Origin of the sequence: Paraclostridium benzoelyticum (assembly GCF_001006285.1) — a bacterium.
GTDB lineage: Bacteria > Bacillota > Clostridia > Peptostreptococcales > Peptostreptococcaceae > Paraclostridium > Paraclostridium benzoelyticum.
The window spans coordinates 1-11,153 of the sequence record NZ_LBBT01000110.1 but is presented as its reverse complement, the minus strand read 5'-3'; the positions used below and the strand labels follow the sequence as shown (position 1 = coordinate 11,153).

The window sequence follows — 11,153 nt, the reverse complement described above, 5'->3', positions numbered from 1 at the left end:
TTACCTTACCAACTAGCTAATCAGACGCGGGTCCATCCTGTACCGCCGGAGCTTTGATACAAAAGCCATGCGACTTTTATATATTATCCCGTATTAGTATACCTTTCGGTATGTTATCCGTGTGTACAGGGCAGGTTACCCACGCGTTACTCACCCGTCCGCCGCTCTCTCCGAAGAGATCGCTCGACTTGCATGTGTTAGGCACGCCGCCAGCGTTCATCCTGAGCCAGGATCAAACTCTCAAATATAATTTAAAAAGTTGTCCATCGCTCAGCTAATCATTATCTGAATATCTGGCTTGGTTGTTTGTGTTTAATTCTTTAAAAAGAATTTATATAATTAACCTACTGTTTAATTTTCAAAGTTCATTTTTGTTTTGCCCTTTTCTTAAGGACAAGTAATACTATACTATGAATTAAACAGTAAGTCAACAGTTTTTTTAAACTTTATTTTATTTTTTATTTTTATGAGTTTTTCTCATATTCTTTCTTTAATTTTTCTATTATTTTTCTTTCTAGTCTTGATACTGTCATCTGTGATATTTCCAGCTCTTTGGCTATAATTGATTGTGTTTTATCTAGGAAGAATCTATCTTTAAATATCTTAACCTCTAATTCATTTAGAGATTCTACAAACTTATTAATAAAGTCCATATTTTCTATATTTCCAAAACTATTTTCTTCTTGTCCAACTTTATCTTTCAATGTTATTTCCTTATCATCTGAATCATCATTGCTAGATGCATCTAAAGACATAGGTTGATATCCATATGATGCCTCTATAGCCTCTAGTACTTCTTCTTCTGTACAGTCTAAATAATTTGCTATATCAATAGCTTTTGGACTTTGTTTATTTTTTTGTTCTAAAAATAACTTAGCTTCGCTTATCTTTTTGCTTAATTCCTGAATTCTTCTTGGTACTTTTACTGTCCAAACTTTATCTCTGAAATATTTCTTAATTTCACCTATTATAGTAGGTGTCGCAAAACTTGAAAATTCATATCCTTTTTCAATATCATATCTATCTATTGCATATATCAAAGCTAAAGATGCAACTTGAAAAATATCATCAAATTCAACACCTTTATTAATATATTTTTTAGCTAGTATATTAGCTAAATACATATGTCTCTCTATCAGAATATTTCTTATTTCTACATTTTTGTCATTGCTATATATTTTAAACAGCTCTTTGGTTTCCATATCCATATAGCTTGTAGCATTAGCTACATTCTTCATTAAATACCAACTCCTAAATATTTAGTCATTTTAACTCTAGTCCCAACATCGCTATTAGATATAGTGCTTACCTCATCCATTAATGTCTTTATTATAAATAAACCTAATCCGCTTTCTTTTGGGTTTGTTAAATCTGGCTCTTGTAGAGATTCTACATCATATCCTGTTCCTTTATCCTCTACTTCTATTGTTAATCCGTTTTCTAATACAGAAAATTGAACTAAAAATTTATCATCTAAACTATGCTTTATAGCATTTGTACAAGCTTCTGACACTGCTACCTTTATATCTTCTATATCATCTAAAGAAAATCCAATTTTATTTGCTAATCCAGAAACTGTTAATCTTATAATGCTTACATATTCTGGATTAGATGTAACTTCCATTTTTATAGTTTCTAAATCCAAAACTTATCCCTCCACTTTAAATATTTTGTCTAGACCTGTTATACTGAAAATTTTCTTAACATTTTTTCTAGCATTTAATACATATATATCCTTATCATTAACTTTTAATCTTTTTAATACACCTATTAATGCTCCTAATCCTGTTGAATCTATGTATTCTAAGTTAGTAAAATCCATTTTTATGTCTACTGGTTTTTCTTCTATTAAGCTGTTTAAATGTGTTTTTACTTTGTCAGCTCCAGCTACATCTAACTCTCCATTTATATCTACATTCCAAAAATTATTATCTAGTTTCGATTCTATATTTACAGACATCGTACTACCTCCTTATTACTTTTTAAAAAATCTAAATGCTTTAGTTATATTAGTTACACCACTAGCTAAACTAACAATATCTTCTGTACTTTTTGTAATTGCTGCAACATTTTCTATAGTGTCATGTATATGTCTTTCGTTATAGTCTACTATTTTGTATGCTTTTTCAACAACTTTAGTTGTACTATTTATTAGCTTTGCTAAGTATATAGCTATTATTAATACTGACACCCCGAATAAAATAGCTCCTATCTGCCATCCTACTGCATCCATTATACATTATCTCCCTCATCTTCAAAAGTCTTGCTTATTATTATTTCATCCTCAACTATGTTTATATCGTTAACATCACAATCGTCAACTATAGTTGTAATCTTATCTTTTACAGTTTGAATCGTTCCATCTAGAACTTCTCTAGGATTTTCTTTTATTTCTTCCATCTTGTCCTTAGCTTCTTTTCTTAATTCAGAACCTTTTTTAGGCGCTAAGAATATACCAAGTAAAAATCCTATTATCGATCCTATTAAAAAAACTTTTCCCTTATTTTTACTCATAATATTAATACTCCTTTCTTACTTTATATAAATATTATATATATAATTATGCAAAAAGAATAGGGTTTGTATACCCTATTCTTCCATCTCTATCTTTGCAATTGAAACTACATTAACTTCATCATCAGTTTTCATTAGCTTAACACCACTAGTAACTCTTCCAAATAAAGATATTTCATTTACTCTAAGTCTTATTAATACTCCATTTGAATTTATGATCATCATCTCATCATCTTCATTCACCATTTGAGCTCCAACAATCTCGCCTGTTTTATCGTTTATATTATAAGTCTTTATACCTTTACCTGCTCTTATCTGAGATCTATACTCTTCTATTGATGTTCTTTTTCCAAAACCATTGCCACTAACAACTAATAACTCAGTTCCTTCACTGCAAAGGTTCATCGACACAACTTTATCATTATTACTTAAAGTAATACCCTTAACTCCCATTGCAGTTCTTCCCATATGTCTTATATCATTTTCATTAAATCTTATAGACATACCACCTTGAGTAACTAATATAACATCTTCACTACCATCAGTTACTTTAACTCCAATAAGTTCGTCATCTTCTCTTAAACCTATTGCTATTAATCCTGATTTGTTTATATTTTTAAATTCTTCACGCTTAGTCTTTTTAACTATTCCTTTTTTAGTAGATAATAATAAGAATTCTGATTCACTATTATCATCTATAGATATCATAGTAGCAATTTTTTCATCACTATTTAACTGTAATAAGTTAACTATAGCTGTTCCTTTAGCTTGTCTTTTAGCTTCTGGAATTTCATATGCATTTAATCTATAAACTCTACCTTTGTTTGTAAAGAATAATAATCTACTATGTGTATGAGTAGTTATTAACTCTTTTATAAAGTCTTCTTCTCTTGTAGTAAGCGCTGAAATCCCTCTTCCACCTCTATTTTGGCTCTTATATGTATCTATAGGCATTCTCTTTATGTATCCGAAATGAGTTAGAGTTACTGCCACTTCCTCATTCTCGATAAGATCCCTCATGTCTATTTCGCCTTCAGCATGTTTTATTTCAGTTCTTCTATCATCTGAGTAGTTTTCTTTTATTATAGTTAATTCTTGTTTTATAACATTCATAAGAAGTCTTTCATCACTTAAAATTTCTCTTAATCTATTTATCTTTTTAAGTAATTCTGCATATTCAGCTTCTATCTTGTCTCTTTCTAACCCTGTAAGTCTTTGAAGTCTCATATCAAGTATTGCTTGAGCTTGTACATCAGAAAGATTAAATCTGTTGATTAAACCTTCCTTAGCTTCTTGAGTAGTTTTAGATCCTCTTATCAGCTTTATAACTTCGTCCAAGTTATCTAATGCAATTCTTAAACCTTCTAGTATATGAGCTCTTGCTTCAGCTTTATTTAAATCAAACTTAATTCTTCTAGTTACTACATCCTTTTGATGTTGAACATAGTGATATAAAACTTGTTTTAAATTTAAAACTTTAGGCTCTCCATTTACTAATGCTAGCATTATTATACTGAAAGTATCTTCCATCTGAGAATGTTTATAAAGCTTATTTAAAACTATGTTTGCATTTGCATCTCTCTTAAGCTCTATAACTATTCTCATACCATCTCTATTACTCTCATCTCTTAAGTCAGAGATTCCTTCAACTTTCTTATCTTTAACTAATTCAGCTATTTTCTCAACTAGCTTAGCTTTATTTACTTGGTATGGTATTTCAGTTACAACTATTTGTTGTTTTCCTTTAGCTAGCTCTTCTATGTATGCTCTAGCTCTTACTTTAACTTTACCTCTTCCTGTTCTGTATGCTTCAGCTATATTTTCTTTACCCATTATTATTGCAGAAGTTGGGAAATCTGGACCTTGTATAAATTGAATTAAATCTTCAATACTACAATCCTCATTATCTATAAGGTGTATTGTAGCATCAATTACTTCACCTAAGTTATGAGGTGGTATAGATGTTGCCATACCAACTGCTATACCATTAGATCCATTAACTAAAAGGTTAGGGAATCTAGATGGTAAAACTGATGGCTCTTTTAAAGATTCATCAAAGTTTGGTGTAAAGTCTACTGTCTCTTTATCTATATCTCTTAATAATTCAAGAGCTAATTTACTCATTCTAGCTTCAGTATAACGCATTGCAGCTGGTGAGTCTCCATCGACAGAACCAAAGTTACCATGTCCATCAACTAAAAGTCCTCTAGTAGAGAAATCTTGTGCCATTCTTACCATTGCAAAGTAAACAGCAGTATCTCCATGTGGGTGATACTTACCTAGAACGTCCCCAACAATACGGGCAGACTTTCTATATGGTTTATCTGGTGTTAAATTTAATTCACTCATTGAGTATAATATTCTTCTATGAACTGGTTTAAGTCCATCTCTTACATCTGGTAGGGCACGTCCAGCTATAACACTCATCGCATAATCAATATACGATTTTTTCATTTCGTGACCTATTTCAATAGGGAGTATTCTATTATTTTCATCCATTAACACTCATCCCCTCTCTTATATATCTAAATTTCTAACATATCTTGCATTTTCTTCTATAAATTCTTTTCTTGGAGCAACCTTATCACCCATAAGCATTGAGAATATTTCATCTGCCATAGACGCATCTTCTATAGATACTTGTAATAAAGTTCTTGTTTCAGGATTCATAGTTGTTTCCCAAAGTTGCTCTGCATTCATCTCTCCAAGACCTTTGTATCTTTGTAGCTCTATTCCACTTCTTCCAAGTTGCTCTAATAAAGTATTTAACTCTTGATCAGAGTATACATAGTATTCTTTCTTTTGTTTTTTGACTTTATATAAAGGTGGTTGTGCTATATAGACATAACCATTCTCTATAAGAGGTCTCATATATCTAAAGAAGAATGTAAGTAAAAGTGTTCTTATATGAGCTCCATCGACATCGGCATCGGTCATTATTACAATTTTATGATATCTAGCTTTTTCTAAGTCAAAATCATCACCTATGCTACATCCATATGCAGTTATCATATTTCTTATTTCATCTGATGATAATATTTTATCTAATCTAGATTTCTCAACATTAAGTATCTTACCTCTTAGTGGTAATATTGCTTGAGAGTGTCTATCTCTTCCTTGCTTTGCTGAACCTCCGGCAGAATCCCCTTCGACTAAGAATATTTCACTTTTTGAAGGATCTTTTTCAGCACAGTCAGCTAATTTTCCAGGTAAAGATGTACTTTCTAGTACACTCTTTCTTCTAGTTAACTCTCTTGCTTTTTTTGCAGCTTCTCTAGCTCTTTGAGCTCTTAAAGCTTTATCTACTATTATCCTAGCAGTTGTTGGATTTTCTTCTAAGAATGAGCCTATCTCTTCAACTGTTACACTATCTACTACACCTCTAACAGCTGTATTTCCTAATTTAGTTTTAGTTTGACCTTCAAACTGAGGCTCTGGAAGTTTTATAGATATAACAGCTGTAAGACCTTCTCTTATATCTTCTCCTAAAAGATTTGAATCTTTTTCTTTTAATATTCCATTTTTTCTTGAATAATCATTTACAACCTTAGTCATAGCAGTTTTAAATCCACTTAAGTGAGTACCACCCTCGTGAGTATTTATATTATTTGCAAAAGAATATATGTTCTCTGTATAACCGTCAGTATATTGTAAAGCTACTTCAACCATGTAGTCCTTTACTTTTTTCTCTATATAAACTATATCATCATGAATTCCTGTTTTTGTTTTATTTAGATGTTTAACAAATTCTCTTAAACCACCTTCATAGTGGAATTTTTTTATTTTTTCTTGATCTTCTCTCTTATCTTCTAGAACTATATTAACACCTTTATTTAAGAATGCTAATTCTCTTAATCTATGTTCTAATATATCATACTTATATTCAACTTCGTCGAATATAGTAGCATCTGGTTTAAATGTTATTGTAGTTCCTGTTATTCTAGTTTCTCCAACAACTTTTATTTCTGAAGTCGCAACTCCTTTTTCATATCTTTGGCTATAGATTTTACCATCATGGTGAACTTCTGCAACTAACCACTCTGATAATGCATTAACTACAGAAATACCTACTCCGTGAAGACCTCCAGAAACTTTATAGCCTCCACCGCCAAATTTTCCTCCAGCATGAAGTACAGTTAAAACTGTTTCTAGTGTAGATTTTCCAGTCTTAGGATGAACTTCTACTGGAATACCCCTACCATTATCTTTTACTAATATGCTTCCATCTTCATTTATAGAAACATATATGTCTGAACAATATCCAGCTAGAGCTTCGTCTATACTGTTGTCCACGACTTCATAAACTAAATGATGTAAACCTCTAGGTCCTGTTGACCCTATGTACATACCAGGTCTTTTTCTAACAGGTTCTAATCCTTCTAAGACCTGTATCTGACTTGCGCCGTATTCTTGTTTCATCTAGTTTCCTCCATTCTCTATACTAATTACATTTCCTTTTTCAATGTTGAAAATAGTAGTATTTTCAGTGCTAAATATTTTTTTATGAGAAGCTTCAGCTGTCGTTATAAACATTTGAACTTTATCTAAATTATCAACTAAGAGTTTTTGTCTCGTCTCATCTAATTCACTGAAAATGTCATCCAATAACAAAATGGGATACTCTCCTACCTCGTTTTTTATCAACTCTATTTCTGAAAGCTTTAATGAAATAGATGCTGTTCTTTGTTGCCCTTGGGATCCATATAGTCTAACATCTAGCTCATTTATGTAAATTGATAAATCATCTTTATGAACTCCATATCTAGTAGTTCTAGTTTCTATATCATGCTGATGTCCAGATTTAAGTTTTTCAATAAATCTTTCATACACAGTGTTTACAGTGTCTTCATCATTAATATTTAATTGATTTTTATACTTTATTGATAAATCTTCTAAATTATTAGTAAGATTTTTATGCATTTCACTTGATATAGATGCAATTTTTTTTATAAAATCTCTTCTTAAAATATATATATAACTACCATACTTCGCCAAACTCTCGTCATAAACCTCTATTAAATTTATGTCGATATAGTTACTTTTTAGTAATTTATTTCTCTGAAATAGTATTTTATTGTAATTTGTAAGGTAATTATAATATTTAGGCATAATTTGGCTTATTTCTTTATCTATAAAAGACCTTCTTTCTTTAGGCCCTTCTTTGACTAACCTTAAATCTTCAGGAGAAAAAATAACTACATTTAGATTTCCTAATAATTCATATATTTTTTCTATGCTTATTTTATTAATTTTAATTCCCTTTTTGTTATTTTTACCAATTCCAATTTCTATTAGACTATTTCTGTTATATTTTGTGAAATTTCCACCTATATATAAATTTTCACTATCAAATCTAATCATTTCTTTATCTTTACTTGTTCTAAAAGACTTTCCAAATGATAATAAGTAAATTGCTTCTACAATATTTGTTTTTCCTTGTCCATTTTTACCTATAAGTAAATTTATTTTGGGATTAAACTCTAAATAAAGAGCTTCATAATTTCTAAAATTGATTAAATTTAAGCCTTTTAAATACACAAAGGGCACCCCTTTTATAGTATTTTTATTGTATTGCCTTCAACTTCTACTATATCATTAGATCTTAATTTTTTTCCTCTTCTAGTTTCTATTTCTCCGTTAACCTTTACTAGACCTTCTTGAATTAAAAATTTAGCATGTCCACCTGTAGATGCAATATCAGCTAGTTTTAAGAATTGATCTAATTTTATGAATTCAGAATCTATAGTGATTTCTATCATTTTTCTTCCTCCTTTTATTATAGCAAATATATATTAATTTAATTTATTATCTTAAGTTTTAACATATATTCAAAAATATATTATATCATAAAAACCCAACTTTTTCAGTTGGGTTTAATTTTAATCTATATATTAGATGATATTCTTACAGGAAGTAATAAGTATGTATATTTTGTTCCATCTACAGGTTTTATTATACATGGATTTACATTTGTAGTGAACTCTATAAATATTTCCTCACTATCTATAACTTTTAAAGCATCTAAGAAATATCTTGAATTAAAAGCTATGTCTAAGTAATCTCCTTCTAGTTCTATAGAAACTTCTTCATAAACATTTCCTTTTTCAGTATTAGAAGTTATGGCTATCGAATTATCTCTTATTGATAATTTTATTAAATTATTTTTCTCTGACTGAGATAATAGTGAAGCTCTTTCTATACTATTTAATAATTCTTTTGTATTAACTTTTGCTCTAACTCCATATTCTCTAGGTAGAAGTTTTTTATAATCTATAAATTCTCCATCTAACAGTCTAGTTATAATTTTAGTTTCATTGATTATAAATATAGCATTTTTTTCATCAAATCCTAATTGAATAGCATCATCTTCAGATGAAAGCAGTCCATTTACATCGTGAAGTGTTTTTCCAGGGATAATAACTTTTGTATTATTACTCATATTATCAATTTCACTAGATCTTACAGCTAATCTATATCCATCTATTGCAACCAAGCTTATATTTCCACCAACAATTTCTAATAACTCTCCCATTAATATTGGTTTTGTTTGATCTTGAGATATTGCAAAAACTGTTTGTTTTATCATATTTTTTAGTAAATCTTGAGGAATATTGTATAAGTCATTTTCGTTTACATCTGGTAATCTTGGATATTCAACAGCTGAATCTCCTTTTATTTTAAATCTTGAGTTTAAACAATTTATGTATACATTGTTGTCAGAATCTGTTTCTATTTCAACAAAAGTATCTGGTAATTTTCTTATTATATCTCCAAATAAACGAGCATTTATTACTATTTCCCCTTCTTCTACTATTTCAGCTTGTATATGAGTGTCTATTCCTATTTCTAAATCATATCCTGTTAAATTTAAAGTTCCTTCTTTAGCTGTTAATAATATCCCTTTTAAAAGTTCTAAAGTTGTTTTTCCATTAATAGCTTTTTGAACAATGCTTATTTTATGAGCTAGTATTTTTTGATTACAAATTATCTTCATTGTGGATAACCTCCTTGGCTTGTTTTATATAAAAATAAATAAGAAAAAATAGTAGTAATAATAGTAGGTGCTGTGGATAATGTGTATAAGTATCTCAATCAAAATAAATACAAAGATATCAACATGTGTAAAAAATGTTAATATCTTTGTGTGTTTTTGTAGAATAAATTGTATATATTTTATTAGAAAAAAAATATGCACATTTAATTAACGTGATATCCACATGCAAATGTTTATAAGTTAACCCTTTAAATCTAGTATTATTTTGTTTACTTTTTCTTTAAAATCTTCGTTATTTTCAATATCCTTAGAAATTTTATCATGAGCGTGTATTACAGTAGTATGATCTCTTCCTCCAAATTCTTCACCTATTTTAGGTAAAGATAAATCGGTAAGCTCTCTTGATAAGTACATTGCAACTTGTCTAGGGTAAGAAATAGATCTAGTTCTCTTTTTAGAATTAAAATCTTCCATTTTTAAAGAAAATACAGCAGAAACTTTTTCTTTTATCCTATTTACTGTAATTTCTTCATGTTTAGAAGTAGTAATTATATCTTTTAGGGCTTCAGATGCTAATTCAAAAGATATAGTTCTATTAGTAAGCGAACTATAAGCAACAACTCTTGTAAGAGCACCTTCTAATTCTCTTATATTCGATTTAATATTTTTTGCTATGTACACTGTAACCTCATTAGGAACATCTATATCTTCCATTTGAGCTTTTTTTCTTAATATAGCCATTCTAGTTTCAAAATCAGGAGCTTGAATATCAGTTATAAGTCCCATTTCAAATCTTGAACGAAGTCTATCCTCTAAAGTAGGTATTTCTTTAGGAGGTCTATCACTAGATATTATTATTTGTTTATTTGCTTCGTGTAATGAATTGAATGTATGGAAAAACTCCTCTTGAGTTCTTTCTTTTCCTGCAATAAATTGAATATCATCTATTAAAAGGACATCTACATTTCTATATTTGTTTCTAAATTCTTCATTTCTATCATCTTTAATTGAGTTTATAAGCTCATTTGTGAATTTCTCAGATGATACATAAACTACCTTAGGATCTTTTTTTTGTTCCATTATATGATGCCCGATTGCGTGCATAAGATGTGTTTTTCCAAGTCCAACTCCACCGTATAAAAATAGTGGATTGTAAGCTCTTGCAGGAGCTTCAGCTACAGCAACACAAGCTGCATGAGCAAAACGGTTACTATTTCCAATAACAAATGTGTCAAAAGTATATTTAGGATTTAGATTCGGATATTTTTTTCTTATTTGCTTATCATCATCTATTTGTGGGTCTTTATCTAAACCTTTTACTTCATTTTCGCTTAAAACAAATTTGATATTATGTTTTTTTAAAGAAAGTTGATTTACAGAGCTTTCTATTAGATTTAAGTATCTATCTTCAAGTATTCCTTTTGTAAAATCATTTGGAACTAATAGTATTAAAGTATTTGATTGTATTTGTAATGGTTTTATTTGCTTAAAGAAAGCATTAAAACTGGGGGGTGATAACTCGCCTTTTATAAGCTGTAGAGTTTTTTCCCATAAAGAAACTATATCCATAATTTAAACCTCCGAACAAAATAATTAACAATTTCCACAAAGTTATTAACAAATTTAGTATTTATTTAAAAAATAT

At 29.3% G+C, this 11,153-nt stretch carries 11 protein-coding genes and 1 rRNA gene; all 12 read right to left on the bottom strand.

Annotated elements, in window-relative coordinates; all coding sequences use genetic code 11:
- A 16S ribosomal RNA gene (locus VN21_RS04830) occupies positions 1-248 on the bottom strand; the annotation flags it as partial.
- Between the two features lie 216 nt (positions 249-464).
- The gene (locus tag VN21_RS04825) at positions 465-1,238 is read right to left on the bottom strand and encodes a SigB/SigF/SigG family RNA polymerase sigma factor (RefSeq protein ID WP_046822300.1); all 774 of its coding nucleotides are present in this window, start codon (positions 1,236-1,238) and stop codon (positions 465-467) included.
- Positions 1,238-1,645 (bottom strand): ATP-binding protein, encoded by a 408-nt coding sequence (locus VN21_RS04820; RefSeq protein ID WP_281440627.1) that lies wholly within the window; start codon positions 1,643-1,645, stop codon positions 1,238-1,240. The genes VN21_RS04825 and VN21_RS04820 overlap by 1 nt, the downstream gene beginning before the upstream one ends.
- 3 nt (positions 1,646-1,648) lie before the next feature.
- Entirely contained in the window at positions 1,649-1,960 is a 312-nt protein-coding gene (locus VN21_RS04815; RefSeq protein ID WP_046822299.1) for an STAS domain-containing protein, read from the bottom strand.
- Between the two features lie 15 nt (positions 1,961-1,975).
- On the bottom strand, positions 1,976-2,233 hold the full coding sequence (locus VN21_RS04810) for a hypothetical protein (protein WP_021428029.1): 258 nt from the start codon (positions 2,231-2,233) through the stop codon (positions 1,976-1,978).
- Positions 2,233-2,514, bottom strand: coding sequence for a YtxH domain-containing protein (locus VN21_RS04805; RefSeq protein ID WP_046822298.1), 282 nt, complete (start codon positions 2,512-2,514; stop codon positions 2,233-2,235). The genes VN21_RS04810 and VN21_RS04805 overlap by 1 nt, the downstream gene beginning before the upstream one ends.
- A gap of 75 nt (positions 2,515-2,589) precedes the next feature.
- A complete protein-coding gene (gyrA, locus tag VN21_RS04800; RefSeq protein WP_046822297.1) occupies positions 2,590-5,013 on the bottom strand; it encodes a DNA gyrase subunit A in 2,424 nt (807 codons plus the stop codon).
- An 18-nt stretch (positions 5,014-5,031) separates the two neighbouring features.
- Positions 5,032-6,933, bottom strand: a complete 1,902-nt coding sequence (gene gyrB / locus VN21_RS04795) for a DNA topoisomerase (ATP-hydrolyzing) subunit B (RefSeq protein ID WP_046822296.1) — start codon at positions 6,931-6,933, stop codon at positions 5,032-5,034.
- The gene (gene recF, locus VN21_RS04790) at positions 6,934-8,052 is read right to left on the bottom strand and encodes a DNA replication/repair protein RecF (RefSeq protein WP_046822295.1); all 1,119 of its coding nucleotides are present in this window, start codon (positions 8,050-8,052) and stop codon (positions 6,934-6,936) included. It abuts the gene before it with no gap.
- Positions 8,053-8,066: 14 nt separating this feature from the next.
- Entirely contained in the window at positions 8,067-8,273 is a 207-nt protein-coding gene (yaaA, locus tag VN21_RS04785) for a S4 domain-containing protein YaaA (protein ID WP_021428116.1), read from the bottom strand.
- A gap of 125 nt (positions 8,274-8,398) precedes the next feature.
- Positions 8,399-9,508 carry a DNA polymerase III subunit beta gene (gene dnaN / locus VN21_RS04780; protein ID WP_021428071.1) on the bottom strand — a complete coding sequence of 370 codons (1,110 nt, stop codon included), beginning with the start codon at positions 9,506-9,508 and terminating at the stop codon, positions 8,399-8,401.
- A gap of 240 nt (positions 9,509-9,748) precedes the next feature.
- Complete coding sequence (dnaA, locus tag VN21_RS04775) at positions 9,749-11,077, bottom strand: chromosomal replication initiator protein DnaA (protein WP_046822294.1); 1,329 nt, start codon at positions 11,075-11,077, stop codon at positions 9,749-9,751.
- Positions 11,078-11,153 lie beyond the last annotated feature (76 nt).

Excerpts from the sequence above, each read along its gene's own strand:
- VN21_RS04825 (WP_046822300.1), bottom strand. The coding sequence starts at position 1,238 with ATGAAGAATGTAGCTAATGCTACAAGCTATATGGATATGGAAACCAAA.
- gyrB (WP_046822296.1), bottom strand. The coding sequence starts at position 6,933 with ATGAAACAAGAATACGGCGCAAGTCAGATACAGGTCTTAGAAGGATTA.
- VN21_RS04805 (WP_046822298.1), bottom strand. The coding sequence starts at position 2,514 with ATGAGTAAAAATAAGGGAAAAGTTTTTTTAATAGGATCGATAATAGGA.
- gyrA (WP_046822297.1), bottom strand. The coding sequence starts at position 5,013 with ATGGATGAAAATAATAGAATACTCCCTATTGAAATAGGTCACGAAATG.
- dnaN (WP_021428071.1), bottom strand. The coding sequence starts at position 9,508 with ATGAAGATAATTTGTAATCAAAAAATACTAGCTCATAAAATAAGCATT.
- VN21_RS04810 (WP_021428029.1), bottom strand. The coding sequence starts at position 2,233 with ATGGATGCAGTAGGATGGCAGATAGGAGCTATTTTATTCGGGGTGTCA.
- yaaA (WP_021428116.1), bottom strand. The coding sequence starts at position 8,273 with ATGATAGAAATCACTATAGATTCTGAATTCATAAAATTAGATCAATTC.
- dnaA (WP_046822294.1), bottom strand. The coding sequence starts at position 11,077 with ATGGATATAGTTTCTTTATGGGAAAAAACTCTACAGCTTATAAAAGGC.
- VN21_RS04815 (WP_046822299.1), bottom strand. The coding sequence starts at position 1,960 with ATGTCTGTAAATATAGAATCGAAACTAGATAATAATTTTTGGAATGTA.